This is a genomic window from Qipengyuania rhodophyticola (assembly GCF_042493225.1).
In the GTDB taxonomy this organism is placed as follows: Bacteria; Pseudomonadota; Alphaproteobacteria; order Sphingomonadales; family Sphingomonadaceae; genus Erythrobacter.
In genome coordinates, this window is record NZ_CP170454.1 from 3001484 (window position 1) to 3028114 (window position 26631).

General features: G+C 56.6%; 25 protein-coding genes and 1 riboswitch. Of the genes, 17 read left to right on the forward strand and 8 right to left on the reverse strand.

Annotated features, from left to right (window positions below):
* The first annotated feature begins 37 nt into the window (after positions 1-37).
* A complete protein-coding gene (locus ACFCXQ_RS14270) occupies positions 38-502 on the forward strand; it encodes a YaiI/YqxD family protein (RefSeq protein ID WP_379554682.1) in 465 nt (154 codons plus the stop codon).
* Here the strand turns inward: ACFCXQ_RS14270 and ACFCXQ_RS14275 are convergent.
* The 4 genes from ACFCXQ_RS14275 to thiC all read right to left on the reverse strand — a co-directional run bounded on the left by ACFCXQ_RS14275 (position 499) and on the right by thiC (position 4876).
* Positions 499-1398 (reverse strand): hypothetical protein, encoded by a 900-nt coding sequence (locus ACFCXQ_RS14275; protein ID WP_379551722.1) that lies wholly within the window; start codon positions 1396-1398, stop codon positions 499-501. The two genes, ACFCXQ_RS14270 and ACFCXQ_RS14275, sit on opposite strands and share 4 nt — an antisense overlap.
* Positions 1399-1545: 147 nt before the next feature.
* Positions 1546-2370, reverse strand: a complete 825-nt coding sequence (locus tag ACFCXQ_RS14280) for a hypothetical protein (protein ID WP_379551724.1) — start codon at positions 2368-2370, stop codon at positions 1546-1548.
* Positions 2371-2428: 58 nt separating this feature from the next.
* Positions 2429-2878 (reverse strand): DUF488 family protein, encoded by a 450-nt coding sequence (locus tag ACFCXQ_RS14285; RefSeq protein WP_379551726.1) that lies wholly within the window; start codon positions 2876-2878, stop codon positions 2429-2431.
* 87 nt (positions 2879-2965) lie between these two features.
* A complete protein-coding gene (thiC, locus tag ACFCXQ_RS14290; RefSeq protein WP_379551728.1) occupies positions 2966-4876 on the reverse strand; it encodes a phosphomethylpyrimidine synthase ThiC in 1911 nt (636 codons plus the stop codon).
* Positions 4877-4912: 36 nt separating this feature from the next.
* A riboswitch (TPP riboswitch) is annotated at positions 4913-5024 on the reverse strand.
* Between the two features lie 136 nt (positions 5025-5160).
* Here thiC and ACFCXQ_RS14295 point away from each other — a divergent pair.
* The 4 genes from ACFCXQ_RS14295 (at position 5161) to ACFCXQ_RS14310 (ending at position 8661) form a co-directional block, all read left to right on the forward strand.
* Positions 5161-6171: a CsgG/HfaB family protein gene (locus ACFCXQ_RS14295; protein WP_379551730.1), complete on the forward strand. Its 1011-nt coding sequence runs from the start codon at positions 5161-5163 to the stop codon at positions 6169-6171.
* Positions 6172-6584: 413 nt separating this feature from the next.
* Positions 6585-7301 carry a PEPxxWA-CTERM sorting domain-containing protein gene (locus tag ACFCXQ_RS14300; protein WP_379551732.1) on the forward strand — a complete coding sequence of 239 codons (717 nt, stop codon included), beginning with the start codon at positions 6585-6587 and terminating at the stop codon, positions 7299-7301.
* Positions 7302-7312: 11 nt separating this feature from the next.
* On the forward strand, positions 7313-7972 hold the full coding sequence (locus ACFCXQ_RS14305) for a L,D-transpeptidase family protein (RefSeq protein WP_379551734.1): 660 nt from the start codon (positions 7313-7315) through the stop codon (positions 7970-7972).
* 101 nt (positions 7973-8073) lie between these two features.
* Entirely contained in the window at positions 8074-8661 is a 588-nt protein-coding gene (locus ACFCXQ_RS14310; RefSeq protein WP_379551736.1) for a CAP domain-containing protein, read from the forward strand.
* Here the strand turns inward: ACFCXQ_RS14310 and ACFCXQ_RS14315 are convergent.
* On the reverse strand, positions 8623-9675 hold the full coding sequence (locus ACFCXQ_RS14315) for a cell wall hydrolase (RefSeq protein ID WP_379551738.1): 1053 nt from the start codon (positions 9673-9675) through the stop codon (positions 8623-8625). The two genes, ACFCXQ_RS14310 and ACFCXQ_RS14315, sit on opposite strands and share 39 nt — an antisense overlap.
* A gap of 195 nt (positions 9676-9870) precedes the next feature.
* On the opposite strand from ACFCXQ_RS14315, the gene ACFCXQ_RS14320 reads away from it, so the two are divergent.
* Positions 9871-10710, forward strand: coding sequence for a SurA N-terminal domain-containing protein (locus ACFCXQ_RS14320; RefSeq protein WP_379551740.1), 840 nt, complete (start codon positions 9871-9873; stop codon positions 10708-10710).
* A 10-nt stretch (positions 10711-10720) separates the two neighbouring features.
* On the opposite strand, the gene ACFCXQ_RS14325 is transcribed toward ACFCXQ_RS14320, so the two are convergent.
* The gene (locus ACFCXQ_RS14325; RefSeq protein ID WP_379551741.1) at positions 10721-11677 is read right to left on the reverse strand and encodes a UDP-glucuronic acid decarboxylase family protein; all 957 of its coding nucleotides are present in this window, start codon (positions 11675-11677) and stop codon (positions 10721-10723) included.
* Positions 11678-12044: 367 nt separating this feature from the next.
* On the opposite strand from ACFCXQ_RS14325, the gene ACFCXQ_RS14330 reads away from it, so the two are divergent.
* From ACFCXQ_RS14330 to ACFCXQ_RS14380, 11 genes are all read left to right on the forward strand, one after another.
* Complete coding sequence (locus ACFCXQ_RS14330) at positions 12045-13478, forward strand: exopolysaccharide biosynthesis polyprenyl glycosylphosphotransferase (RefSeq protein WP_379551742.1); 1434 nt, start codon at positions 12045-12047, stop codon at positions 13476-13478.
* Between the two features lie 81 nt (positions 13479-13559).
* Entirely contained in the window at positions 13560-14957 is a 1398-nt protein-coding gene (locus ACFCXQ_RS14335) for an O-antigen ligase family protein (protein WP_379551743.1), read from the forward strand.
* Positions 14958-14996: 39 nt separating this feature from the next.
* Positions 14997-16421, forward strand: coding sequence for an oligosaccharide flippase family protein (locus tag ACFCXQ_RS14340; protein WP_379551744.1), 1425 nt, complete (start codon positions 14997-14999; stop codon positions 16419-16421).
* Positions 16414-17376 (forward strand): glycosyltransferase, encoded by a 963-nt coding sequence (locus ACFCXQ_RS14345; RefSeq protein WP_379551745.1) that lies wholly within the window; start codon positions 16414-16416, stop codon positions 17374-17376. Before ACFCXQ_RS14340 ends, ACFCXQ_RS14345 begins: the two co-directional genes overlap by 8 nt.
* Positions 17373-18638 (forward strand): glycosyltransferase family 4 protein, encoded by a 1266-nt coding sequence (locus ACFCXQ_RS14350; protein ID WP_379551746.1) that lies wholly within the window; start codon positions 17373-17375, stop codon positions 18636-18638. The genes ACFCXQ_RS14345 and ACFCXQ_RS14350 overlap by 4 nt, the downstream gene beginning before the upstream one ends.
* Positions 18635-19672 (forward strand): acyltransferase family protein, encoded by a 1038-nt coding sequence (locus ACFCXQ_RS14355; RefSeq protein ID WP_379551748.1) that lies wholly within the window; start codon positions 18635-18637, stop codon positions 19670-19672. Before ACFCXQ_RS14350 ends, ACFCXQ_RS14355 begins: the two co-directional genes overlap by 4 nt.
* A complete protein-coding gene (locus tag ACFCXQ_RS14360; RefSeq protein ID WP_379551750.1) occupies positions 19669-20352 on the forward strand; it encodes a hypothetical protein in 684 nt (227 codons plus the stop codon). Before ACFCXQ_RS14355 ends, ACFCXQ_RS14360 begins: the two co-directional genes overlap by 4 nt.
* 118 nt (positions 20353-20470) lie before the next feature.
* Positions 20471-20794 carry a hypothetical protein gene (locus ACFCXQ_RS14365; RefSeq protein ID WP_379551752.1) on the forward strand — a complete coding sequence of 108 codons (324 nt, stop codon included), beginning with the start codon at positions 20471-20473 and terminating at the stop codon, positions 20792-20794.
* 104 nt (positions 20795-20898) lie between these two features.
* On the forward strand, positions 20899-21174 hold the full coding sequence (locus ACFCXQ_RS14370; RefSeq protein ID WP_379551754.1) for a spike base protein, RCAP_Rcc01079 family: 276 nt from the start codon (positions 20899-20901) through the stop codon (positions 21172-21174).
* Positions 21174-22874, forward strand: coding sequence for an SGNH/GDSL hydrolase family protein (locus ACFCXQ_RS14375; RefSeq protein WP_379551756.1), 1701 nt, complete (start codon positions 21174-21176; stop codon positions 22872-22874). Before ACFCXQ_RS14370 ends, ACFCXQ_RS14375 begins: the two co-directional genes overlap by 1 nt.
* Before the next feature lie 10 nt (positions 22875-22884).
* A complete protein-coding gene (locus ACFCXQ_RS14380; RefSeq protein WP_379551758.1) occupies positions 22885-24225 on the forward strand; it encodes a DUF1996 domain-containing protein in 1341 nt (446 codons plus the stop codon).
* Positions 24226-24240: 15 nt separating this feature from the next.
* Here the strand turns inward: ACFCXQ_RS14380 and ACFCXQ_RS14385 are convergent, their stop codons facing one another.
* Positions 24241-25050, reverse strand: coding sequence for a WecB/TagA/CpsF family glycosyltransferase (locus ACFCXQ_RS14385; RefSeq protein ID WP_379551760.1), 810 nt, complete (start codon positions 25048-25050; stop codon positions 24241-24243).
* Position 25051: 1 nt separating this feature from the next.
* Positions 25052-26455, reverse strand: a complete 1404-nt coding sequence (locus tag ACFCXQ_RS14390) for a hypothetical protein (RefSeq protein ID WP_379551762.1) — start codon at positions 26453-26455, stop codon at positions 25052-25054.
* Positions 26456-26631: the final 176 nt, after the last annotated feature.

A 26631-nucleotide genomic window follows, 5' to 3' on the forward strand; every position in this document is an offset into this window, starting at 1 on the left:
GCTTGGTCGCAGTCATTGCACGCGCTACCAATGTCCGATGTCTCCCGCCCACATCACAATCCTAGTCGATGCCGACGCTTGTCCGGTGAAGGATGAGATTTACCGCGTTGCTGAACGTCACGGCGCGCATGTTCGCGTGGTCAGCAACTCGCCATTTCGCGTGCCCGTGAGCGAGCGGGTGAAGCGCGTGGTGGTAAGCGATGGGTTCGATGCGGCGGATGACTGGATCGCGGACAATGCCGATGCACGAAGTGTCGTGATCACCGCCGATATCCTGCTAGCCGAGCGATGCCTCACTGCAGGAGCTACCGTGCTAGCGCACAATGGCAAGCCGTTCGACAAAGCCAGCATTGGCAGCGCGATCGCGACCCGCGCAATAATGGAAGATTTGCGCGCCGGGTTGGACGGGATTGGTGGTGGTCCTCCGCCCTTTTCCAAGGCAGACCGCTCGCGGTTTTTGCAGGAGCTGGACCGGGTTTTGGTGAAGCTGGCGCGCAGTTAGCGCCCGAATATCCGCGCGAAGAGGCTCTTGCGCTCAGGCTCTTTATTCGCCTCTGTCTCCAGCGATTTCCGGCGTAATTCGCTGCCCGTCATCGGCTTTTCTTCCTCGACCAAAGTATCGCGGCGGATGAAGCTATCGCCAAATGCGTCGGCCATATTGCTGGCCGCAGAAGCCGGCGCAGCAACCGGCTTTTCACTCGCGGTGCCAGCGCGGTAAACACCGACGGCTTCGGTGCGCATATCGACCATGCCCGCGACAACACATGGCGCGCCCGGCAAAGGATGGCCTGCGCAATTGCCCGCTACCGCCTGATGCCAGCGCAGCGCCCTCCACCAGCATGCAAGGACATATTCGATATAGCGTTCGGGAGCCATTTCAGGCTTCCCATCGCGGAAGAAATGCCGCTGCTTATGGTGCAGCAATGCCGTGTTGAGATCGTCCAAGCCCTCAATATCGAAATGCACTTCGATATCTTCTTCATAACCTGCCCATGCTGGGATCTCTTCCCCCAGCTCCGCGAACACTGCGGCGCGATCAGCCCCGCTGAAATCAAAGAACTCGTCCGTGTACAATCCCATCATCACATGCGGATGATGGGTCTCGCCCTTTTCGAATGCGCGGTCAGTGTCGTTAACGATCGCGATGGTGAGCGCGGTGACAGGGTCGCCTTCATGCACTTCAATCGCCTCGGCCAGCTCTTCCCATCCGGTGAGCTCCACCGCAGTGCTTTTGAGCCTCAGGCACTTGCGCGACAGCTCGCTATCCAGCGCAGTGAGCGCCTCCGACAACACCGCCTCGGCCCGGTCCAGCGCGCCGCAATTGAATAAGTCCTGCATCTCCCGCGTCCAGGCATCTTCACCCTCGGCGCTGGCAAACAGTTCCTGCATATCGTGCATTATCGGCTCCCTTGTCGTACGTGCTGCTACGCTCAAGGTGCAAACATGCCATTAACTGTGTTGGTACACGCTGAAGGACTGTGGTTTCTGGTGGGTTAAGGGTGGGACGCTAGGCCGAATTAGACTGGGACAGCTGGCCGGCAGTTTTTAGGAAAACAAGTCGGCTTGCGAGCTCGATACTTCAGTTGGCGGATATAGAATGCTTACAATGAGCCATTGAGCGGGAAACCGATGGATGTTTCCCATAACGAAAAACACATCACGTGTGATCATGTAATCCCACATCTTCTGCCTGAATTTAGGCTCCCATGCGTCACCATAATCCTTAGCGCATCGCCAATACAACGCACCGATTTCCCAATCGACCACCTTGTGGCGGAAGCTCTCGCAAGACTTATCGGGAAGCTCACACTCGTATCGGTAGTAGAACGCATGAGGAAGCTTGCGCAGCGTTCGGATATCTACTTGATCATCTTCAAAGAGCGCCCCCTGCCGTTGCTCGGCAACTAACTTCGCTACTTCTTCATCGGTCCATTCGGCGGGCTTTACCGGCTCGATATCCAGCCCAACCAATCTCGCTGGCTTTAGTAGGGCGAGGCTTTGACCGGTTTCCAAGCGCGCCGTTTCAACTTCAGAAAAGCTCTGCGCGACACTCGTATTTTTCAAAGCGTTTCTTCTCGCCAACCAATGATTTTTGGTCGGAAGCGGATTTTCTTCGCATTCGAGCGTGTCAATTTTGATTTGGTAGCTTTCAGGTCGATGGTCTTTCCGAGCCTTCTCGACCTTGGCAGAAACGAACTGCCATTTCTTAAACTGCTTGTCGGCCTTGACGAGTCTAAATGGGACTGGAAACAGCCTAATTAGCGATCCATCAGTTCGGATGCCTGCCACGCACGATGTCTCGACATACTTCTCGCTCGGCGATGGATAAGTCTTACAAAGGATGAGGATTTGTTCGTCTGATACCGGCATAGCTGTACGCTCCTAAGCGAATAGCTAAATAAAAAATAGGATTCAGAAAGGATCCTACCTACTTCTTCACCCCTAGATGTGTGAATTGCTCAATCAATCCTCGCTCTTTCATCATCGAAGCAACAATAGTCCTGTGACAATCTTTTGGATCTCGCTCATAGCATAGCAAAACCGTTTCAGAATTCGCCGCCTGTTCGGCAAGTTCAACCATTGCGTCTTGCGCGTCTTCTCGTCCAACATGCTCATTAAACACCGACAGGAATTTTGCGCGATCTCCGCTTCGCATTGCCTCCCGCCCCTCTTTGGGGTCGCCCAAGGGTTTGAAGTGTGCATATGAAATCCCCACTTCGCTCAGAGCCTCTGCAAGCTTGTTCTTGGAGAACCCCTTCTTTCTAGAAATAGGCACATCTCTTATGTCTGCGACACGTTTCACACCCACCTCTCCCAAGGTGGTTAGAAATGCGCTGATATCAGCGCCCTCATATCCGATAGTATAAAGCGTTTTCATGGCCGCATGATGTTCGCAAAAATAGCAAAAGGGAATCGCCTGCCACAAGTCGAGCCAATATGAGCTTCCGCCTGTTGCACTTGAGACTCACCCCTCATCCGGCAAATACAGCTTTTGCCCCATGTCCTTATACTTAGCGCTCATCTCTTCCATGCCTTTGAGCGCGGCTTGCTTACTCGCCTCGGCGGCCTCTGCGCCGGATTGCGTCGCCTCAAGGAAGCTGTCCGCGCCTTGGTTCTGTTTGCTGGCGAAGTCGCGCACTTCCTGGCTGATCTTCATCGAGCAGAATTTCGGCCCGCACATGGAGCAGAAATGCGCAGTCTTTGCGCCCTCTGCTGGCAGGGTCTGATCGTGGTAATCCTCCGCAGTGTCGGGATCGAGGCTGAGGTTAAACTGATCGCGCCAGCGGAACTCAAAGCGCGCTTTTGACAGCGCATCATCGCGCACTTTCGCCGCCGGGTGCCCCTTGGCCAGATCCGCCGCATGCGCCGCGAGCTTATACGTCACCACACCCACCTTCACATCGTCGCGGTCGGGCAGGCCAAGATGCTCTTTCGGCGTGACGTAGCAAAGCATCGCCGTGCCGTACCAGCCGATCTGCGCCGCGCCGATGCCGCTGGTGATGTGGTCGTATCCCGGCGCGATATCGGTGACTAGCGGCCCGAGCGTGTAGAACGGCGCCTCGCCGCACACCTCAAGCTGCTTCTCCATATTCTCTTTGATCTTGTGCATAGGCACATGGCCCGGCCCCTCGATCATCACCTGCACGTCTTCTTTCCAGGCGCGGTGTGTCAGCTCGCCCAGCGTGTATAGCTCGGCAAATTGGGCCTCGTCATTGGCGTCCGCGATTGATCCCGGGCGCAGGCCATCGCCGAGGGAATAGGCAATGTCATAGGCCTTCATGATCTCAGTGATGTCGTCGAAATGCTCGTAGAGGAAGCTTTCCTTGTGATGCGCGAGGCACCATTTCGCCATGATTGATCCGCCGCGCGACACAATGCCGGTTACGCGGTTCGCGGCCATCGGCACATAAGGCAGGCGAACGCCCGCATGGATGGTGAAATAGTCGACGCCCTGCTCGGCCTGCTCGATGAGCGTGTCGCGGAAAATCTCCCACGTCAGGTCTTCAGCGACGCCGCCGACTTTCTCCAGCGCCTGGTAAATCGGTACTGTGCCAATTGGCACGGGCGAATTGCGGATGATCCATTCGCGCGTGTCGTGGATGTTGCGACCCGTGCTGAGATCCATGACCGTGTCCGCGCCCCAGCGGATTGACCAGACCATCTTATCGACTTCGCTCGCCACGTCTGATGCGACGGCGGAGTTGCCGATATTGGCGTTGATCTTGACGAGGAAATTGCGCCCGATCGCCATCGGCTCGGTTTCGGGGTGATTGATGTTGTTCGGAATGATCGCGCGGCCGCGCGCGACCTCCTCGCGGACAAATTCAGGCGTCACATAGTCAGGAACGCTCGCGCCCCAGCCATTGCCGCCATTGCGCGCAGTCTCGACTGCAGCGGCATCGCGCAGCATCTCGCGGCCCAAGTTTTCACGCTCGGCGACATATTCCATTTCTGGTGTGATGATGCCTTTGCGGGCATAGTGCATCTGGCTGACGTTAGCGCCTGCCTTAGCGCGCAGAGGCCGCTTCACCACGTTGGGGAAGGCCGGAACACCGCCGGAGCGATCCGGGCCAAGCTGGCCATTATCCTCAGGCTTCACCTCGCGGGCGTCATATTCCTCGACATCGCCGCGCGCCATGATCCACTCACGCCGCAGCGAGGGCAGACCTGCCTGAATGTCGATGTTCGCATCAGGGTCAGTATAGGGACCAGAGGTGTCGTACACGCGCAGAGACGGCTCATCACCTTCCAGATCAATCTCACGCATGGCGACGCGTACGCCGCTGCCGGATTTTGCACCAACATGGACCTTGCGGCTTCCGCGAATGGGCCCGGTGGTCACACCGATTTCGAGTTTGGAATTGATGTCAGCCATGCGAAGTGTCTCCTCAAGGCGGAGAGCGGTTTCCGGGCTTTGCTGCCGGCCCACTCCCTCCGCCGATGTTAATCGGTTCAGGTTCAACGGGTCGGGCGCCGCAACGCGCCCCTCTCAGCTATTCAAGCTAGCTCCCCGGGGATGCCATGATCATTAGGCGCAAGCACTCTACACGTCCAGCGGATACTCGATCTATTCAGCGTGCCGCTTGCCATCCTAAGCCATCTTTGACAGAAAGAACGTGGACTTTGGGACGACGCGTTCCGATGGGGAGTTATAGAGATATGCGCAATTTCGGACTTGCTTTTGCCGTTGCAACAGCAGCGATGGTATTCACCAGCGTTCCAGCAGATGCACAAGGGCGCTCATCAGGCCGCAAGGCGCAGGATGAGGGCGTTCAGGAAATCCCGGTTTGCCGCCAGAAGCTTGGTACAATTGCGATTGATGAGCCTGAAAACCGGTGGTGGACGCGCTATGACCTCCCCAACCCAGAAGCGATTATCAAGGTGTTCGTCGCCAAGTCAGGCTGCTTCAGCATCGTTGATCGCGGCCGCGGGCTCGACATGCGTGGGCTGGAGCGCGACCTTGCTGACAGTGGCGAGCTGCAGCGCGGTTCCAATATCGGACGTGGCCAAGTAAAAGCAGCTGATTATTTTGTCATTCCTGATCTTATCGGGCGGAACAACCGCTCTGGTGGTGGCGGCATTGGCGGTGCGCTTGCGGGCGCTCTAGGGCGCCGCGCTTTTGGCGGCATCCTCGGCGGCGTTAAGGTCAACAAGAAAGAGGCGAACGTTACCCTGTCACTGGTCAATTCGCGCACGACTGAATTGGAGCGAGTGACAGAAGGCTATGCCCGCAAGTCAGATGTCTCGTTCAGAGGCCGCGGAGGCGGCATCTTTGGCGGAACGCTCGCTGCTATCAGCGGCTCAGGTTATGAGAACACCGAGATTGGACAAGTTATCGTGCTTGCATATCTCGAGGCTTACCGTGACATGGTTGATCAATTGGGCGGCTTACCGGTCAGCCCAAGCGATGCTGCACCGCAGGCGGAAGGCGAATTTACCACAGCCGCGGACACAGGACCGACTGGCTACGGGATCACACGTGAGGCCTACCGGCAAATCAAACCGGGGATGACGGTCGAGCAAGTGAATGAGATTGTCGGCCTTGAGGGTGATCAGGAGAGCTTTGCAGGTGATGTCACCGTGTTTATGTGGAGCGAGGACGCTGGAAGCCACATTTTGGGCACTTTCAACAAGGGCAAGCTAAGCGGTTTGAGCAAAGCCGGCTTCTGACCAAAGCGAGGACGCCAACGAGCTCACTAGCAAGCTCGAGCTACTGCGGATACTAAACAGCCGCGAGCATGGCCAGCGGACACCGAGCGGTCACCGGCTCGCTCCTGTGGGATTTCGCCTCTGGCTGATGCGGCATGAAAACCTAAGACAAAAGAGTTTCAAGCGAATCACCCGCACTTGACGCTACGGCTTGTCACGTATGGTTAAAAAATGTAGTTAACGAATAGCACGTGTGATAATTTTGAAGCTAAATGAAGAAAACTACCCGCCGCGCCCGCTTTCCGCTCCAAAATGGAACGGATTAGGGTTAACGCCTTTGTAAACACTCGCAAAGTGAGCCACATAACGCTGGTTCATTGAAGGCATATGTGTTCTAACGCCGTTCATGTCGCAGGGTTAGGTCGTTTAAGAATATGATTAAAACAGGTAAACCGAATCGTAAAAAAACAGGCTGGGTCTTGCTCGCTGCTGGCGTGCTGAGCTTGCCTGTAATCGTGGCGCTCGCTCCCGAAGCGACCGTTTCACAAGCCCTCGCGCAGTCAAGCGACGCGCTGAAGCGACTGGCTGATCGTTCGCCAGGTACTCGCGGTGATACCGCGCCGCTCAAAGGTAAAGGCGGCGGCAAAGGCAAGGGAGGCGGCCTTGCGATTGGCGAGAAAGTCACACCTGAACAGCGCGCATTGGGGAAGGTTTTTGAAAAGCCGCCTGAAGAAGACGTGAATCAGCTGGTACAAACACCCCCGGTCGCTCAAGTCGCTTCGACTGCGGCAGCGCCGATTCAAGACATTAGCCGAACCATCCCGCCGCCGCCCGCTGGTGGTTCATCAGGCGGATTTTTCATTCCGGTTGGCGGATCTTCATCGTCAGGTGGATCGACCGGCGGTATCAGCTCATCGGGCGGTACCACAGGCGGTGACACATCGACCAGCGGTGGCAGCACAACCGGCGGCGATACTTCAACCTCAAGTGGCGGGGATACGCCTACTTCGAGCGGCGGTAGCACCAGTGGCGGGGTCACACCCCCTGTTCCAGAACCAGGCACTTGGATGATGATGATCCTCGGCTTCGGTCTGATCGGAGGCATGATGCGCCGGGGCCGCAAAGCTGCAAAAGGCCTGGTAAGGGCTTAACTGGTGCGGTGTTGAAGAACACTCTCCTCATCTTGGGCACAGCATGTGCGGTGTTTGGCGGCGTGTTTTTTGGTGCGCCTTTGATGGCCGATAGCGATTCATCAAACTCCGCGCCGCAAACTACTGACGCAGTGGAAGCCGAAGCGGACGAGACAGCGACGGATTGGCGGCGAACACAGCTTAAACCACACCAGTCTATGCTGGCGGCGGAAAGCAAGCTGTTGCCCGCTGGTGTTAAATCCATCCTCAACACATCAGGCTCACTCAAGCATGGGCAATATTTGTGGGAAGACGAAGGCATTGCCGAGGGCGAACTCACCATCTGGGTTGATCTAACGCGGCAATTGGTTTCAGTGTTCCGCGGTGGCCATGAAATCGGTACAGCAGTGATTGTCTATGGGGCGGAGGAGAAGGCTTCTCCTACAGGTACATTCCCCATCATGCGCCGAGTACGTGATTATCATTCACGCAGCTATGACGCGCCCATGCCCTATTCGCTATTCATCACGAATGACGGCGTTGCCCTGCATGGCAGCCCAATGGCACCGGACAAAGCGACGCATGGCTGCATAGGGTTGCCGCTGGAGTTTGCTCGAATGCTCTTCGATGCAGCATCGAGAGGCGACGTTGTGGAGATTGTTAGGTCCGATATCGATCGACCTAAAGCGTAACCGTCGACACATCGGCCAAAAGTTAACGGCCATTTACCATGTTTAGGTACCTCATCTTAGAAGGCTTCCCAGCATAACCACCTCACAACAGAGGTAAGGTCGTGCAACATAAGAAGCTCTCGAAATGGGGTAAGGTAACCATGCTGGCTGCGGCGCTGACGCTGCTACCGGGCATGCAAAGCCGAGTCTCCAATCTCGACACGCGTCTGCTAGCCAGCCACAATTACGAACGTGCCATCATGCAGGCCAAGCCAATGCGCTGGAATGATGAACTGGCGCAGAACGCTCAGGAATGGGCCGACTATCTTTCCCGCACTGGTCAGTTCAAGCATTCACCAAATGCACCGGGAGAACCCCTTGAGGGAGAGAACATCTGGGGCGGCACCCCCGGCGCATTCTCAGCTGAAAGCATGGTCAATTTGTGGATTGCCGAAAAGAAGCATTTTCGGGAAGGCACCTTCCCCGCGAACAGCGCGACCGGCGAAGTGGCTGATGTCAGCCACTACACACAGCTTATCTGGAGCGAGACTCATTCCATTGGATGCGGTCTGAGCCGCGTTGGCGCAGAAGAGATTTTGGTCTGTCGCTACAGCCAGCCGGGCAATGTCATTGGTGAAGACCCGCTTGAGTACACTGAAGAGCAAAAACCGCTACTCACGCAGCTCGCCAAGCTTTTCGTCTATTACTAAGGTTCCAGCACGCGCGTCAGCTTCGATTGGGGCAGGCGCAACAATCCCTTGCCCAGCCTCCTGACCTGTTGAGCTTTGCGGCGTCGACGGCGCTCCTTTGCCCTGCCCGACTCCCATAAGAGTATCTTGCGCGACAAGTTCACCCATCATCCGGTCTGCGAATATATTGGATGGCGGCACGATCTCCGCAGCAGAAGCAGCACTGGTCAGCGCATCCAACTCACTCTCAACGGGATCAACAAGCGGCAATCCATCGCCGCCCAAACCATCGGCGATGATCGCTTGCGTGAATGCTCTTGGTCTGCCCCAATTGCCCTTCCAGCGATAGAAGATATGGCTACCATGCTTAGTGATCTTATTCAGCGAAGATGCCCAATACGGTACGACATAATCGGCATGGTAGTGGGTGGCCATGCCAACCGTTGGTTCAACCGTTCCTGACAGGGCGGCGCGCGCGACTTCCCGCGCAGCGGCAAGAGCGGCGGGCGATGGCCGTCGCGCGAGGCTACCATCGCAGGTGAAGGTGAACTGGCAACCAGTGCTACGCTGCGAACCTTGATAGATCACTGCGCAGACAGAATTCGGATAGGCAGGATGCCGCGCGCGATTAAGAATTACCTGCGCTACTGCGCGTTTGCCCACAGCTGGCTCAAATCCGGCTTCGTAATAAACCGCAGCTGCCAAGCAATCGACTGCCGAGCGCCGCGCAAACGGCGTATCTGGTGTATCCGGCATGGAAAATGGGCGAGCCGCTTCAATTGGCGCCGTGCTAAAGGGAATTTGCGCGTTCTCAACAAAGGCTTGGGTTTCGGTGAGCGGTTTGTAATCCAGCGGCGCTACGTCTGGCATAATATCGCTGGGCAGACCTTCCAAGCTCGCGCGCGCCGCGTCATCATCGCCTCCGGCAACGCCCGAACCGTCCGTGCTTGTCATCCACCAGCGCACAGCCGCCAGAGCTACAAGCGCCAGGACGATAACAATCACAACGATGTCGCGTTTGCGCCGAATGCGCATAGAAACCTCAATCAAATATTGAACAAGTGCGCCTTAGAAGTGCCCATGATGCCCGTCCACACCCTTCACCCCAATACGCAGGAATGGCACAGCTTCTAGGGAATCCTTACCACCTTGAAAATGAACATTGGTTGGCTGATCATAAAGCGTTACAACCTACCGTAATGATTGTTGAATTATTGGGATAGTCGAGACGTGCGAACCCACTTTTCTTTTGTAGCTCCTGCCGTGCTGGCACTCGCCGCTTGTGGCTCGGTCGAAGGAGGCCAAGTCGCGGCCAACGTCAATGGCGACGAGATCACCTATCAGGAGATCAATGCTGAATTGCGCAGCATGCAAGTTGACGAAGCGCTCAGTGAAACTGCTATGCAAAAGAAAGCATTAGAGCGGATTATTGACAGGCGTTTGATGGCTCAAGCTGCGAAGGATGAGGGGCTCGATCAAACACCCTTCTTTCTGCTGAGAGAGCGCCAATTGCGTGATGCTTTGCTGGCACAATTGCTCCGAGAACAGACGGAGCAGTCGCTTGGCGCTGCTGATCCAGAGACTGTAACCCAGTTTATCGAGGATAACAGGGCGCGCTTCGCAGGGCGCAAATTACTGACAGTGGCCCGTGTGAGCTTTGACGTCCCCAATGACACAGAGCAGCTCAAATCTCTGGAGGACGCCGCTTCGCTCAGCGCAGTTATCGCAGGTTTGCGCACGCTGGATCTGCCATTTGAACGCGGAACCGCGCAGCTCGATTCTGTATTCATGGGCGCAGAGGAGCTCGCGACCATCTCTGCATTGCCAGACGGGAAGCCCTTCTTGCTGCCCGAGGGATCGCGTATGAATATCGCGGTGGTTCAATCTATTGCAGACGCGCCGCTTTCCGCCGTTGAAGCGCGTCCGCTCGCTACCCGCATGGTACTGGAGCGGCAGCGTGATCGCACCGTTGGCGAGTTAGTGAGCAATTTGCGAGACAATGCGCAGATTGCCTATCGCGACGAGTTTGACCCCGCCCTAGCTTCGGAGGAAGCCCCCGAAAGCGAATAGGCCGAGTTAACTAGTTCTGCAAAGTGCGGAAATAGTCGATTGTTTTTGCAAGACCTTCGCACAGTGGAACCGCTGGTTCCCAATCGAGTTCTTTCTTAGCAAGTGAAATATCTGGCTTGCGCTGCGTCGGATCATCCGATGGCAGTGGCTCTTGCACCAGCTTCGATTTCGAGCCCACCATTTCGATTACCAGTTCGGCGAGCTCACGGATGGTGAACTCAACCGGATTACCAAGATTGCAGGGGCCGGTGAAACCATCGCGTGAGCCCATCAGGCGGATCAAGCCATCGACCAGATCATCGACATAGCAGAAGCTGCGGGTCTGCGAGCCATCACCGTAAATGGTGATGTCTTCACCGCGCAGCGCCTGCATAACGAAATTGGACACTACGCGGCCATCTGCAGGGTGCATGCGCGGGCCATAAGTGTTGAAGATCCGCGCGACTTTGATCTCGACATTGTTTTGGCGATGGTAATCGAAAAACAGCGTCTCAGCGCAGCGCTTGCCCTCATCATAGCAGCTACGAATACCGATGGGGTTCACGTTACCCCAATAGCTTTCGGTTTGAGGATGCTGCTCAGGATCGCCGTAAACCTCGCTTGTGGAAGCTTGCAGGATTGGTGCTTTGATACGCTTGGCAAGACCCAGCATATTGATCGCGCCCATGACCGAAACCTTAGTCGTCTGAACCGGATCATGCTGATAATGGATCGGTGACGCTGGACATGCGAGGTTATAAATCGCGTCAACTTCAACAAACAGTGGGAAGCAAATGTCATGGCGCATGAATTCAAAGCGCGGATTATCATGTAAATGCGCGATATTCGCCTTGGCGCCAGTGAACAGATTATCGACGCAAAGCACTTCATCACCAGCCGCCAGTAGACGATCGATCAGGTGCGAACCGACAAAACCGGCACCCCCTGTGACCAGAACGCGGCGGTTTGAAAAATAGTCCCTCGACATCTTCTTATTTGCTCCCATTAGAATAGCAGCGCCTTACTATCCTTGAATGTGCAACCTTCAAGCTAATTCAGCCTCAGGTCGCGTCTTGGAACAGCAAAGATACAAAAGTTAAAACCGATCCAGCAGAGATTGCGCTAGAGCGGAGCAGCAACATTGGATCTCCCTCTCAATCTGACAAAGCATTTGTCAAATATGGAGAATTTTGCCAGCGGGCCTTATTGGGGATTTTGTCCAATCCAAGATGGCATCGCTAGCGTTAAAGGTTTGCACAATTGATTGTCCTGCCACGAAACATGCACGGTTTGCGGCGTATCTCGGCAGCACTGCTGGCGCTAAGTGACCTAACAGAACTAAAGAATTTACTGAAATGAACAGCGATGTTTCCAGAGAAGGTCCTGAGATGAAAGAGCACATGGCGATTGAGCCGGCACGCGCATCTTTGCCTCATCGCCCTTCAGCTATGCGGCGGGAAAATAGGCGTGTCATCCTTGCACTTTTAGCCGCACTTTTTGATGTTATCGCACTTGTTGTCGGATTTGTAGCAGTCGAACTGACGCTTGATTATCGCTGGCTGTCACCTGGCGGCGTGCCGCTCCTTGTGATTATCGTCCCGGCATTCCTGTATTTCGCGACCCTTTGGTCGAGCTATTCGACATACTCACTTACCAGCATGTCCAAGTCCTTCAGCAGCGCTTGCCGCGCTTTAATGGGGGCCATTGTCGTCGTCATGGTGTCTGCATTCCTCGCCAAGTTCGGGATGAAGATATCGCGCGCAGCATTTGTCTATGCCATCCTAGCGTCAGCGGCATTGCTGCTTGTCTCACGCGTTCTCATTGCGATCTTTGTGCGACTTTTCTTGCAAGGAAAAATCGCTGACCGGCTGCTCGTTACGATCAACGCGCCTGCCGACCATGCGAGCGATCTGGGCATGGACGTGATTGATCTAAAAGAAGTCGGCCTTAAGCCTGATCTTTCTGATCCCACGCAAATGGCCGAGATTTCTGACGTGCTCTGCCGCTATGATGTCGTCTATCTCGACGGCACCCGGATGACTGATGTGGGCGCTTGGGTGACTGCGCTCAAAGCTACCGGCGTTGCCTGCGAAGTCGCAGTATCGCATGACACAATTCATTCCGCTGTTGGTATTGGCCGGCTCGGCGCACATGATACGCTGGTCCTGTCACGCGGGCCGCTCAGCTTCGGCAGTCGCCTGCAAAAGCGCGCTTTCGATCTGATAATCACGGTTCCGTTGATGATCTTCCTGGGGCCGCTCATGCTCTTGGTCACGCTCGCGATCAGGCTGGAGAGCCCCGGCCCCGCGCTGTTCCGCCAAAGCCGGATCGGGCAAGCCAACATGCCGTTCCAGATTTACAAATTTCGCTCCATGCGCATTGATGCCCAAGATGACACCGGCAACAGATCGACTGCCCGCGATGACGACCGGATCACCAAGGTCGGCGCATTTATCCGCAAAACCAGCATTGATGAGCTTCCTCAGCTGATCAATGTGCTGATCGGCAATATGTCACTGGTTGGGCCCCGCCCCCATGCACACGGTTCACGTGCGGGATCACAGCTTTTCTGGGAAGTCTCCGAGCTTTATTGGATGCGTCACGCACTAAAGCCGGGCATCACCGGCCTCGCGCAGATAAATGGCTTTCGCGGAGCGACAAATACCAGAGAAGATCTGGAGGCGCGCTTGCGCTACGATCTGGAATATCTGCAGAATTGGAACCTCTGGGACGATTTCACCATTTTGCTGGCGACGGCAAAGGTGGTGTCCCACTCCAATGCCTATTAAGGCTATGGGAAGGTCAACGCTGGTAGCTAGCGCGTCTATGATGCGTAGCTTCACACTATTAAGGAGACAGGGGGTCTCGTCATGCGCTGGGTAGCTCTTGCTGTAATCCTTGCCAGTCTTCCGGCATTCATCGCCTATTTGCAGGCAAGCAAGGCCCGCCGTGATCATGCACTGATCGCCATTGGAGCTTTGTGCTTTGCCGCTGGAACGCTTCAAGCTGACGCCGCGCTATACACCTGGCCAATGTGGAACGGCACGGTTCGCGGGATGCTGATTTCTCCCATCGACACGTTGGCCATTGCGCTCATTGTGACCCGCGCAAATCAGTCGATTTACGGGCCCTTTATGGCTCTCATCGCACTATTCGCGATACCGATCCTCGTGTCGATCAGCGTATCCAGCGTGCCGTTAGGCTCTACCTTCACCTTATTCCAAGTCTTGCGCATGCTATTGGTGGTAATCGCCGTGACGGGCGAGCTTACCCGTCCCGGCGCAATCCGCAGCTTGCTGATCGGATTGTCGCTCGGGCTGATGGCTCAAGGCGGCTTCGTGATCTATCAAAAACTGACTGGCGTCGTGCAGGCGAGCGGTAGTCTGAGCCACCAGAACATCCTGGGCATGATGGTGGAACTGGCCATTCTTCCTCTCATCGCGGCGGTTCTTGAAGGCGAGAAATCAAAGTGGATTTACGGCGGCGTTTTCGCTGGACTGATTGTGGTCGCAGGCGGCGGATCGCGCGGGACCATGGCCTTTGTGGTCGCCGGGATTGCCGTTCTCATCTTGCTCAGCCTAATTCGCAATAATTCACCGCGCAAAATGAAGATTGTCGGCGCGGCCGTGGCGGCATCGCTCGTCTTTGTACCGCTTGGTTATGCGACCCTGAAAGAGCGGTTTGGCGAGTATTCTTTCGTTACCTCCGAAGACGAGCGTAACGCCTTCAACCGTGCAGCCACGGCCATGGCGGATGACCACCCACTCGGGGTTGGCGCAAACCTTTATGTCACTGTCAGCAATACACAAGGCTATGCAGACCGCGCGGGTGTTAACTGGAACTTCGGCAGCCGCGCCGCGCCTGTTCACAACGCCTTTCTTCTGGCCCGCGCCGAAACCGGTTGGGCAGGCCAAATCTCTCTTGTTTTGCTATTTTCAGTGCCTTTAATCATCGGGTTGCGCATCGCGTTCCGCAATCGCCAGGGAATGTTTGGAGGTATCGCCTTGGGCTCAGCCGTGGCGATCCTTGCGCTCACCGTGCACAACAATTTTGAATATGTGTGGTTCATCGAGCAGCCGCAGCGGATCTTCTTCATCAATATGGCGATCATTGCAGGCTGCGTGCAGTCATATCGCGCTAGCGCCCGCCAGCCGCAGAGCGAGGCGAATTCCAGCCAACCAAATCCAGCGGGGGGAAATGCTATCAAGCCCAGCAAAGGGCTAGTTTGGCAACCAGGCTCATCTGCAAAACTGGCTAAGAACGACTGATAGGGGCGACAGGTAAGAGCGGCTGATAAGCGCAATCGCTTGAGCCGACTTTATGCGCACACGACCATGACAGCCAGCATCCCCATCCTATCCAAGGTCACGGCCAAGTTTCGCTCCAACAAATTGTTTGGTGAGGCTGGCTGGGTTGCGGCACCTTTCGCGACAAACCAAGTGCTGCGTCTTGGCACGAATATCGTGCTTGCCGGCTTGCTCGCACCGGAAATCTTCGGGCTGATGCTGCTGGTTAATACGCTACGGACCGGCGCGGAGCTTCTGTCAGACATTGGCATTGGGCAAAGCGTGGTGCGCTCACCCAATGGCGAGGACACAAAATTCCTCAATGTTGCATGGACCTTGCAAGTGCTGCGCGGGGTTCTGCTGACTACAATCGCGCTCGTCGTGGCCTATCCGGTTGCGCAGATTTATGAGCGCCCGGAACTTTTCTGGATCATGCTGGCGGTCAGCCCGATCTTTCTGATCACCGGCTTTCATTCGGTAAACCTGTTCCTGATCCAGCGCCGCCTCGAACTGAAAAAGCGGGCGGTCTTTGATACCGCTTACACGGTGTTTCATTGCGGCCTTTCGATCATTCTGGCCATTCTGATCCCGAATGTTTGGGCGCTAGTAATCGCGCTGGTCGCCAGCACCACTTTCACTTGCGTCTTGAGTTATCTCATCGGGTCAGGGCCGCGCCCGAGCTTTCAGTGGGACAAGGCGCATGTCCATGAAATCGTCAATTTCGGTAAGTGGATTTTCCTCTCCACAGCGGTCTATTTCGCGGCGACCAGCTATGACCGGCTCTACTTTGTCGACGCACTGCCACTCGCGCTGGCTGGCGTATATGCCGTCGCCCGTTCGTATAGCGAAGTGGTGAGCCAAGTCGGCCAGCGCGCTGGCGCTTTCCTCGTCTTTCCCAAGGTAGCAGCCATTCAAGATCGCCGTCACGAACTGGCTGGGCGTATCCGCAGCACACGTTTTAAAGTCCTCGCGCTACTCGCCGTCATGATCGGCGGCGGGATGGCGATCTCCGATCAGTTTATCCTGTTTGCGTATGACGAGCGTTATCACGCGGCGGCCTTCATCCTGCCGATCCTGCTTTACGCCATCTGGTTCAGCACGCTCTCAACCTTCAGCGAATCCATGTTGATGGGCTGCGGCAAGCCAGCACCGGGTGCGCGCGCTAACCTCGTGAAATTCGCTGTGCTGCTGGTCGTCCTGCCGATCGCTATGGCGCAGGGAACTCTGCTTACTGCTCTCGGCGTCTTGATTGGAGCTGAAGTCGCCCGTTGGGCCGCTCTGGTGCCCGCCGCACGGCACGAGGGCTTTGCCAAATATCGCGAGGATATTCTTCTTTCGCTCGCCGTCTTAGGCGTCGCAGGAATTGTAAAACTCGGCCTTGGTGCGCTAGGCCTTGTACCCTCGCCAGAGGAATGGTGGGCGATGGAGGGGCTGCTGAATGGCTGAGTTGGGGGTCATTGCGATTGGACGCAATGAGGGGGAGCGACTGGTGCGCTGTCTCACCTCTCTGCAATGCCACGATCTACCAGTGGTTTACGTCGATTCCGCCTCGACCGACGGCAGCCAGACCCGCGCGAAAGAGCTCGGCGCGCATGTCCTTCCGCTCGATATGGATCGCCCGTTTACCGCCGCCCGCGCCCGCGCAGAAGGCTTTGCTGAACTCATGCGTATCGCGCCGGATCTGCAATTTGTCATGTTTGTCGATGGTGATTGCGAAATCGTCAGCAGCTGGCCCAGCGCAGCGATGGCCTTTCTCATCGAAAACACAGATTACGCGGCAGTATGTGGCAGACGCAAAGAGCGCTTCCCAGAGGCAAGCGCATACAATGCGTTGATCGATCAAGAATGGGATACCCCCATTGGTGAAGCAGCGGCATGCGGGGGCGATGCAGTTTTCCGGATCAGCGCATATCAGGCAGTCGGCGGGTTTGACCCAGCCATGATTGCTGGCGAAGAGCCGGAACTATGCGCGCGTCTGCGCGGGGCCGATTGGCGGATCATGCGGCTTGATGAGGCAATGACGGTGCATGACGCCGCGCTGGAACGATATGGCCAATATTGGAACCGCGCCGTGCGCAGCGGCCTCGGTTATATGCAGGCCAACCTCGCCACAAAGACCGCGCCGGGCGGCCCCCTCTATGGCCGCGAAATTATCCGCGCGGTGTGTTGGGCCTTGCTTTTGCCGCTCGCGTCCTTCGCGCTCGCATGGATCTTCCACCCCATCATGTTGCTGCTTTGGCCAGCTCTGACGGGGGCGCAATGGCTGCGTCTGATGGCGCGCGATGGGGTGTTCGCAGCAACCCTTTCAATGACTGGCAAGTTTGCCGAATTGCTGGGTATCGCCCGGTTCCAATTGCGGCGTTTGCGCGGACAGACGGGCGGGACGGTAGAGTATAAATGAGCATTGCATCGCCCTCACCCACTGGCAAACCCGTGATCGGCTATTTGACGAGTGAGTACCCCTCGCCCAGTCACACATTTATCCGCCGCGAGATCGCCAGCCTGCGCGGCCTTGGCACGGCGATCCAAACCTATTCGATCCGCGCACCGGGCCACGCGATTGACAATCCGCTTGAGAATGACGCCTTTCGCGAAACGTTCTTCATCCTAGAGCGAGGCGTGTTTGGCCTGCTTGGGGATCAATTGGCTGCTCTATTCAGCAGCCCACCGCGATATTTCTCCACGCTGAGGCTGGCGCTACGTCACCGTGTACCTGGCCTGCGCGCCTTCATTTGGGCACTGTTCTACTTTGTAGAGGCGATCACGCTCGCACGCCAGCTGCGCCGCGACGATGTGGAGCATCTGCACAATCACTTCGCCAACCCAGCCGCAACGGTCGGCCTGCTCGCCAAAACATATCTCGATATTCCGTGGAGCCTGACGCTGCATGGCATCTCCGAATTTGACTATCCGGCGGGTAACCTCTTGCCAGCAAAGCTTGAAGAGGCGAGGTTTGCAGCCTGCGTTTCCCATTTCGGCAGGGCGCAGGCGATGCGCCTGGTCGGCCCGGAAATCTGGCCAAAGCTACATTTGGTACGCTGCGCGATTGATCTTAATGACTTGCCACCAGCAGATCCCAAAACTCAAGAAAGCGGCGAGACTGAGCTGATCTGCGTCGGGCGGCTCTCACCAGAGAAGGGCCATGCGGGTCTGATCTCCGCTCTTGGAGCGCTCCGCGCCAAAGGTGTGTCAGCGCGTCTGAAACTAGTAGGTGATGGACCTCAGGAAAGCACCCTGAAAGAGATCGTCGCGCGCGCTGACCTCACCGACCATATCGAATTCACTGGCAGGCTGGATGAGATGAGCACGCTGGCCGCGATCGCGAAAGCCGACATTCTCGTCCTGCCAAGCTTCATGGAAGGCTTGCCCATCGTGTTGATGGAAGCCTTAGCGCTGGGCGTGCCTGCCGTTTCGACCCGCGTTGCTGGCATACCGGAGATCATCGTGGATGGCCAAACGGGCTTGTTGTTTGATCCCGGCAGTTGGGCAGACCTAGAAGTGAAATTGCGTACCCTTATTGGCGACACTGCTTTGCGCGCTAAGCTGTCTGAAGCTGGGCGAGAATTGGTCGAGCGAGAGTTTTCATACCCTGGCGCTGCCGCGCCACTCATCCCGCTGTTCGGGAGCAATGCAGACCAGACTCTATCAGGAGAACAGCCTTGACCGCCCCTGCGCAAGTTCCAGCGGTGGCGCCTGTGCCAGCCGCCACCACCACCGTGCAAGCCAATCACATCGCCGTGCTGGATGGCTGGCGTGCGGTCAGCATCATTTTTGTTTTGGTCGGACATTGGATGCCGATCCCGCGCATTCTGCAAGCCAACCACATGATCGCCGCGTCTGGCATGGCGCTATTTTTTACATTGTCCGGTTTCTTGATCACGCGGCTCTTGCTCAAAGACCAGCGGATCGTGCCCTTCCTGATCCGACGTCTTTTCCGGATATTGCCGCTGGCGTGGGCCGCCATGGCCGTTCTTCTCATATGGCATGGAGCATCTAGCGAGACGGCGCTGCGCAATCTGCTGTTCACCTCCAATCTGCCGCCTGCCGCACTGATGAGCGGCGGAGCGCATTTATGGAGCCTATGCGTTGAGATGCATTTCTACCTCGGCGTTGCACTGCTTGTGGCGCTAACGGGTAGGCGCGGACTTTATCTTCTGCCGCTATTCTGTGCTGGCTTCACCGCGCTGAGAATAATTGATGGCGAAGTTATCTCGATCGTTACCTGGCACCGCGTTGACGAGATTCTTGTTGGGGCCTGCCTTGCTCTGGTGCTGAACAAGTTTCCGGTCGAGAGCTTCAAAGAGAAGATCAATCCTTGGGCCTGCGTTGGCGCAGGCTTCATGCTGCTTGCTGCGGCCCATCCGGAGAGCGGTCCCTTGCAATATCTACGGCCGTACTTTGCCGCGGCGACCGTCGGCTTATCGCTTTATGCTCTGCCGGAGCTTTTGCGTTGGGCGCTATGCAGCAAGCCAGCCAAATATGTCGCGCAAACCAGCTATGCGCTTTATGTCTGGCACGGACCGCTGGGCCATACATTTCTTGGCGGCGAAGAGTCTTCCAAGCTCGTGCAATATGCGCTGCGCCCGGTCTTGCTGGCCGTGACTTTCCTTGCCGCGCATATCTCCACATTCTATTTCGAGGCGCGCTTCACCGCCTGGGGTAAGCGGATTGCCAACGGGATTGGAAACAAGCCATGAACCACTGGTTCACACATGCTATCTCTAGCGGCATACGCGCGGCGAAACTGCGCTGGGTAACGCGTAATGGCTTCACCGTGAGCGAGACCCCACAATTTGCGCCCGAAGCGGTCGATTGGTTCCGGGCGCGGATCGCCAAGACTTCCCATTACATCGAATATGGATCAGGCGCATCAACTGTCCTCGCCGCAAAAGCCGGAGCCAAAACCGTCAGCGTGGAAGGCGATCCGTATTACGCTCGTTCAGTTCGCGCTGCCCTGCCTGCAAATGCTGACACGCGCCTGCTCGACGCTGGGATCGGCTTGACCGAAGAATGGAGCTTTCCGGTGTTCACGCGGCCAACCACCTCGCGCCTGGCCGGTTGGAAAGCCTATGCCGAGAGACCTTTGCAAATCGCTGCTAAAGAGGGTTGGTGCCCACAGTTGATCCTCGTCGACGGACGGTTTCGCCGGTCTTGCGCGCTGCATGCGGCCAAAGCGGTGGTGGCGGCTAAGCAAAACGCGACGTTGTTCTTCGACGATTATGTTCCGCGCCCGCATTATCACACGGTTGAGAAATATCTCGGACAACCTCGCATGGTGGGCCTGTCCGCAATATTCGAAGTCGGAAAGGGCACTCTTTCTGAAACTGCTGATATCAGCGCAGATGTGATCGCCGAGGCTGTAGCCGACGTCTACTGATCGCGCCTACAACTGGAGGACTATTCTCCGGCCAGCTTTCTTCCTTTGCGCGGGCAGAAAAGTGACACTTTGTTAAGATCTGGTCGTCACATTCTTCGAAACATTCGGGGAGTGAATTATGGCACAGGCGCAAAGAAAACCAGCTCTTGATCAATTCGCGTATGCGGAGCCATCGCCACCGACCCCGCGCGCACCTGCTCAGCTAGAGGGCAACACGGCCGCCACAGCCTTTTCCGATGCTATTCGTCATCCGGACACATGGCGTCCGAGCCCAGCAAAAGATTTGCAGGACATGCTCTCGCAATGGGCCGAAGAAGTGACCAATCCAGACGCTGCGGCTCTGGCTACGCCAAAAGCAGTGATGTCAATGCAGGCTCGGCTTGCGCTGATCTCTGTGACCAGCCTGCTTCTCTGGGCGATGATTGCGCTCGCAGCGCTTTGAATTTTACCTATTTGGTGACTTTTCACTTTCCTACAATATGATTTAGGTTTTAGCAGAACCGTCCTTGCGCGAATCCCTACGCGCTCAAACGAGGATATTCTGCCATGCCGTCCAACGAATTCGACCGCTATGAAAGCCATGCTGACACGCTTTCGAGCCCAGCGCGCGAAGCCTTTGCAATTACCCCTTCCGACTCCGAAGCTCTCGCCCAGCTACCCAAAGCGATCCTCATCGGCGGTAGTGGTGCAATCACGCTGAGAGCAATTGATTCTGACACTGACGTTGTGATCAATGCCGCCGCCGGACAAATCATACCCATCCGCCCAGAATTTGTCCGCGTCACCGGTACCAGCGCAACCAATCTTATTGGTCTTTCCTGATGCTGAAGCTCGGCCTTAATCTAACGGCAGCTTCGCTTAGGCCGATTGGTGAGGCATTGCCTCCACCACCGCCTCCGCCCCCACCGCCGCCGCCGCCTCCGCCGCCCACTTATGCGGTTGAAACAATGGTGATTGAGGGCGACAGCATCACCTCGACGACGCCATCGGTTTATAGCTCAAGCTTCTACTCCTATCGCTTTGAAGATGCGACGCCAGGCACCGCAATCGAGGTTCGCGCACAGGCCAGCCGGACAATCGGCTCTACCGCCAATCTCAATGACAATGGCAATAGCCTGATGGGCAATGTCGCCGAAGACATGGCGTATGCGCCAGATTTGGTGACCGTGATGATCGGCGCAAATGATCTCGCGGGCGGCACAGATGCAGCGGCTTACCGCGCGCAGATGGCCGATTATTATGCTGCTGTGAAGGCGGAAAAAGCCGATTGCCGCATCGCTTGGTCTGCACCATTCCCATACAATCCGGACAATCAGCACCCCAATTATGCGACATTTACCGCAAGGCGGAATGATCTGGTCGCGACGGCGCGTGATCCATCCGTTTGGGGACAGTTTGCAGACTATTACATGCCGCTTGCCGAACATCCCGATTGGCAAGAAAGCCCCTCGATTGCCCCATCACTATGGGGCGATAGCGTTCATCCAACCAGTTTTGACACGTCGCCCGCACAGGCTGGCGGGCAGAACCGCTTGTATGACCAGTATAGGGCCGTGCTCGACACGCTGATCGACACCACGCGAGAGGCATCAACCGCTCCTTACGCGTCTGTCTGGCCGCAGGATGAAGCGGATTTGGCTGCAGACACGGTGATCACGAGGCGGCTGATTATCTCTGGCCTCGCACATGCAGGCATACCCGGAGATGTTTCGGTAAGTGGAGCTGGCAACCCGGGTGTCCGGGTCAATAGCGCAGGCAGTTTTGCGGCGGGAGCTGGCATGACGCATCTCTATAATGGCGACGTTGTTGACGTACAGCTGACTACCAGTGCCAGCTTCGAGACTGCGACAACCATCAGCTTGACGATTGGCGGCGAAACCCGCGCAATCGACTACACAACAGCCGCCAACCTAGCCCCAGCAACGTATTTACATGGCGGGAAGGATGAGAGCTTCGAGGGATCATCTGCGGCGCTCACCACCACCAAGAGTTTTGATGCGGGCATGCCGCTCATCCAGCTTTGGGTGAACAACCCTGTGGTATCAGTCACTGTCGGAGGACAAGCGTGTACTCGCAGATTGCGCAGCTTCCGCGCCGCAACACGCGGATTTGAAGTCTGGGAAGGCCCGGATTTGCCTGCTGGCGATCATGAGATTGTCGTTTCCTATACCAGCGGAACGACGCATCGCTTCATGGCTTGGGGCACGCTTCAAGGAGCGAGCTTCATGTCTTCCGGTGGACAAAGCGACACAGCCTTGCCGCCGCACCAAAGCCAGCCGTTTTTGACGCCCGACTGGGGCACAACTCCCGCCAACGGTCTCGCGCTGTGTTATTTAGGCCGAGAAAATGCCGATGCAGTGACCGCGAATGGCGCAATGTCGCTCGTCGAGCTTGGCACGACTGTGTATCAATCAAGCCATTTCGGCCTGGTGGTTGCGCAACAAACCGACGATGGTCCAGGTAGCTTTAATGCCCCGTTCGGGCGGCGTCTGTCAGGGTATGTGCTTTATGGTGCAGGATAAGGACAAGCAAATGATCGCAAGAACTGCCTTTGCTGCTGCCCTTGGAGTCTGCGCTTTGGTCCAGCCAGCTTTCAATGCGCCGCTGAGCGCTGAAACACCCGGTGAGGCAAACACCGATTCCTTAGGCAAGCGTCCCTCCCTATCTTGCGCGCAGGATAGGGAGGCGGCCCTGCCGTCCAGCGAAGACGAGCAGACCGCGGCACTCCATTACGCTGCATGTCTGATTAGTGAGGCGAATGAGGCTCTCAAAACACAGGCATCCTCGTTGGAACACGCGAACACGATGCTGGTCGCTGCGTTGCAGATGGAGACGCAGCCACCGTCCCCGCAACCTGAGCCGGCATCGGACGGACTGTTTGAGCCGATTGCCTCAGACACAATATCACCGGCGACAATCGGCGTGAGCCGGCGCACACCGCCGTCAGGTGCTCCAGATGTGGTCGGCTCATTCCGTACTTTCTGCATGACCAGCCATTTTGCCCGGGTTGACCCCATCGTCTTTCCGGGCCGCGCCGAAGCCGGGCATCTGCACCGCTTCATGGGCAATACGATGACTGACGAAAACTCAGATTATCCCAGCCTGCGCGAGAACGGCGAGAGTTCATGCTACGGCGGCAGCACCTATCGCACCGCGATTTGGGCGCCGGTTTTGTTCGACCAAGATGATCTCGTCGTCGTCCCAGATTACACCGGCCTTTATTACAAGCGCTATCCGGAAGGCTCAGTCAAATGCACCGACCTAGGAGAGGCATGTGTTGATCTCCCGGTCGGACTACGGATCATTTATGGGACCAATTACGCACTTGGGCACAACCAGAGCGCGAACGTGCGCTTTGATTGCGGAGGCGGTCCGATTGCGCCAACAATAGCCGAAGCGACCGAGGCTTGCGATCCGGGAGGAAAGCTGCGGGCCTCTATTCGCGGACCTGAATGTTGGGATGGTGAGCGCACCGACTCTCCGGATCACCAATCGCATCTTGCTTATCCATCGCGCCAGAAAAACACCGGCCAATTGCGCTGCCCGACAACGCACCCCCTAGTCATTCCAACGGTCACCTATTTCGAAGTGACCACCTTGAGTGCAGGTGATCGCCCGCAGGAGTGGCGCTATTCGAGCGATCGTATGGCCAATACCGAAGGCGGCAGGACCTTTCATGGCGACTACTTTGAGGCGATTGAACCGGAGATTCGCGAGCGCTTCCATCGCAATTGTATTGACGGGCTACTTAGCTGTGTTGACGGCGAGCTTGGCGATGGGACCAAGCTGAAGCGACCTGCTGGGTTCAATTTTGATGCCAAGCCGCGCTTGAGCATGGCTGAGGCATTGGCTTATCGTTTTGAGGAGCGATAAGTCGGCCGGCAGTCTTCAAGCGTTTCTGCTCTTCCACCACAAACGAAAAACGCGGGGGCCGCGCACCAAATAGCGTTCCCAGAGGCGCGCCGGATCGCTTAGCAAGCGATAGAGCCATTCAAGGCCCGCCACCTGCATAATGCGCGGTGCGCGGGTCTGAGCGCCGCTTAAGAACTCGACGGATGCACCAATACACAGCGCGACACCCCGCGCTTTACCGCGCTGTTTGATCAAGCGGCACACGATCTCGCTTTGCGGCGCACCAAACGCCATAAGAACAAGATCAGCGCGCTCCGTCTCGACAAATTCGGCGATCTCTATCTGCGCAGCCTCATTCTGGCGCACACCCATTGGCGGATCAAAATGTACGATATCGCTTTCGGGCAAATTTGATCGCAGCCACTCCTGCTCGCGTATCTTTCCCCCAATCAGAGCGATGGATTGCGGCGGCTGAGCCTGCTCGGTCAAGAGATAGCGGACCAGATCGCTGCCGGGGACCAGCCCCAATTCCTTCCCAGAAAGCCGCGCCAGACGGCCCAAAATACGGCTATCGTTGACGCAGAGATCGCTACCCACGACCGCACCGAGATAGAAATCATGCCAAGCTTCGCCATTTTCCTCGTTCAAGATAACGATATGGTCGACATTGGGCGTCACCAAATAGCGAAAAGTGTCGGACTGGCATGAACCAGTCACCCATGCTCCGGCCTCTGACAGGGTCATGCGTGTAAAAGGCGCACCAAGGAAATCGACGCGGCGCTCTGTTAAACCCAGTACGTCCGAGGACCCAGCTTCGGGCACCGCTCGCTCGCCCCCTTGCTCCATGTTAGCGCCAGCTTTGCCCGGTCAGAGGGTTCGCAGGGCGCTGCCCCGGCAACAAATCGATGGCGAAGTTATTCTCGGCGACTGCCTGGGCACTCTTCGCCTCGGCGACACAAGCGGTGTTGCCCACCGCCTCGCAAATCTCTGCATATAGCCCCCACGTGGTAGCGCGCGCTGGCGCCACTTTCGTGAGGCGACGAACAGCAGACAAAGCCCCCGCATCGCGCCCTTGCTCCAACAACCAGCGCGCAAATTGTGTCGTTAGGCCCAGGTCTTGCGGGTGCGTGTCGATCCCCTCACGATAAACCCGTTCAATGCCACTGGTCCGGCCAGCCGCGCGGTACGCGCGCGCCAAGATGTGAAAGCCATCAGTGCGATCAAGACAATCGGTCGCAACCACTTGCGCAGCGCGCACCGCGTCATTGGCCTTGCCCGTTGCTAGCCGCGCCTCGGCGAGAGCCGAAAGCGCGTTACAATTGCCTTCATCCTCTTCAAGGATCGCCTCTGCGGCGTCGCCAGCATTGAGCCGGTCCCTACGCACTCCGATCCGCGCAAGCATGCCGCGCCCACGAGCATCGTCCATGCCCTCGACAATCTGCTCGGCGCTATCAAGTTCACCAATTTCAAAATAGTAGCGCGCTGCAATAAGGCGCGCGTCCACCGCGCCGGAGTTTGCCAATCGTCCCCTTTCCTGGTCACTGAGCGGCGCCGCATCATACTCGCGCCACAGCTCGAGCAAGCGGCCAATCGCATCTTGGTCTTCGCCAAATCTGGTCAAGATTTCTGCGCCAATTTCGCGCGCTTTGTCAGTCTGGCCGCTTTTGTAGAGGATATTTGCCTCATCAATTGCAAGATCGATGCTTTCTGGCGAATTGCTGCGCAGGAAACTCAACTGCTCCAGCATGATCTTCACATCTGGCTGCGTGCGGGCATTTTCCAGCAGGGCAGTCGCGATCAGGCGATTGTTACCAATGCGTTCAGCCTCTGCGTAAAGCAAATTCATTGCATCTTCTTCCTCGCCTCTGAGGAAACTGCCGCGCGCCCGCAAGATAATGCCCCGCGGATCATCCGGCAGGAATTCGTTGATTTGTTCGCCTGTCTCAACCGCAACGTCATATTCTTTGCGGATCAAGGCATGGATGCCTTTGGCGAGCAGCACGTCGGCCTGGCGTGGGTCAATTGCCAAAGCGGTTTCAATCGCCGCTCGCGATTCCCGAAAATTGCCAGTGCTAAGACCCAGCTGCGAAACCCCAACGAGAGCCCCCAAATGGTTGGGATCAATCGCTAAAATGATGCGATATGCCTCATAAGAGGCAATCAAATCGCCCATTTGGAACTTAATAAATGCATCAAGTTGTAAAATCTGCACCTGATCATCGCGATGTCCGAGCGCTCTCGCAACCGCCATACGAGCGCCAACTAAGTTGCCTTGTTGCAACAATTGCTCGGCGACGCCCGCCTCTTGATAGGCCTTTTCAAGGGGGCTGGAGCAAGACATTAGGAGCGCGCCCAAAGGTAAAAGAATGAGGCGACGCATGTCCCAATTCGAGAGAGTGGTACGCACAAAAGATTGGCCATGTGTCA

Bases quoted from the DNA above. Each gene is read 5' to 3' on its own strand.
- ACFCXQ_RS14270 (WP_379554682.1), top strand. From the start codon at position 38: ATGTCTCCCGCCCACATCACAATCCTAGTCGATGCCGACGCTTGTCCG.
- ACFCXQ_RS14275 (WP_379551722.1), bottom strand. From the start codon at position 1,398: ATGCACGATATGCAGGAACTGTTTGCCAGCGCCGAGGGTGAAGATGCC.
- ACFCXQ_RS14280 (WP_379551724.1), bottom strand. From the start codon at position 2,370: ATGCCGGTATCAGACGAACAAATCCTCATCCTTTGTAAGACTTATCCA.
- ACFCXQ_RS14285 (WP_379551726.1), bottom strand. From the start codon at position 2,878: ATGAAAACGCTTTATACTATCGGATATGAGGGCGCTGATATCAGCGCA.
- thiC (WP_379551728.1), bottom strand. From the start codon at position 4,876: ATGGCTGACATCAATTCCAAACTCGAAATCGGTGTGACCACCGGGCCC.
- ACFCXQ_RS14295 (WP_379551730.1), top strand. From the start codon at position 5,161: ATGCGCAATTTCGGACTTGCTTTTGCCGTTGCAACAGCAGCGATGGTA.
- ACFCXQ_RS14300 (WP_379551732.1), top strand. From the start codon at position 6,585: ATGATTAAAACAGGTAAACCGAATCGTAAAAAAACAGGCTGGGTCTTG.
- ACFCXQ_RS14315 (WP_379551738.1), bottom strand. From the start codon at position 9,675: ATGCGCATTCGGCGCAAACGCGACATCGTTGTGATTGTTATCGTCCTG.
- ACFCXQ_RS14325 (WP_379551741.1), bottom strand. From the start codon at position 11,677: ATGTCGAGGGACTATTTTTCAAACCGCCGCGTTCTGGTCACAGGGGGT.
- ACFCXQ_RS14330 (WP_379551742.1), top strand. From the start codon at position 12,045: ATGAACAGCGATGTTTCCAGAGAAGGTCCTGAGATGAAAGAGCACATG.
- ACFCXQ_RS14335 (WP_379551743.1), top strand. From the start codon at position 13,560: ATGCGCTGGGTAGCTCTTGCTGTAATCCTTGCCAGTCTTCCGGCATTC.
- ACFCXQ_RS14345 (WP_379551745.1), top strand. From the start codon at position 16,414: ATGGCTGAGTTGGGGGTCATTGCGATTGGACGCAATGAGGGGGAGCGA.
- ACFCXQ_RS14350 (WP_379551746.1), top strand. From the start codon at position 17,373: ATGAGCATTGCATCGCCCTCACCCACTGGCAAACCCGTGATCGGCTAT.
- ACFCXQ_RS14360 (WP_379551750.1), top strand. From the start codon at position 19,669: ATGAACCACTGGTTCACACATGCTATCTCTAGCGGCATACGCGCGGCG.
- ACFCXQ_RS14365 (WP_379551752.1), top strand. From the start codon at position 20,471: ATGGCACAGGCGCAAAGAAAACCAGCTCTTGATCAATTCGCGTATGCG.
- ACFCXQ_RS14370 (WP_379551754.1), top strand. From the start codon at position 20,899: ATGCCGTCCAACGAATTCGACCGCTATGAAAGCCATGCTGACACGCTT.
- ACFCXQ_RS14375 (WP_379551756.1), top strand. From the start codon at position 21,174: ATGCTGAAGCTCGGCCTTAATCTAACGGCAGCTTCGCTTAGGCCGATT.
- ACFCXQ_RS14380 (WP_379551758.1), top strand. From the start codon at position 22,885: ATGATCGCAAGAACTGCCTTTGCTGCTGCCCTTGGAGTCTGCGCTTTG.
- ACFCXQ_RS14385 (WP_379551760.1), bottom strand. From the start codon at position 25,050: ATGGAGCAAGGGGGCGAGCGAGCGGTGCCCGAAGCTGGGTCCTCGGAC.
- ACFCXQ_RS14390 (WP_379551762.1), bottom strand. From the start codon at position 26,455: ATGGCGGTTGCGAGAGCGCTCGGACATCGCGATGATCAGGTGCAGATT.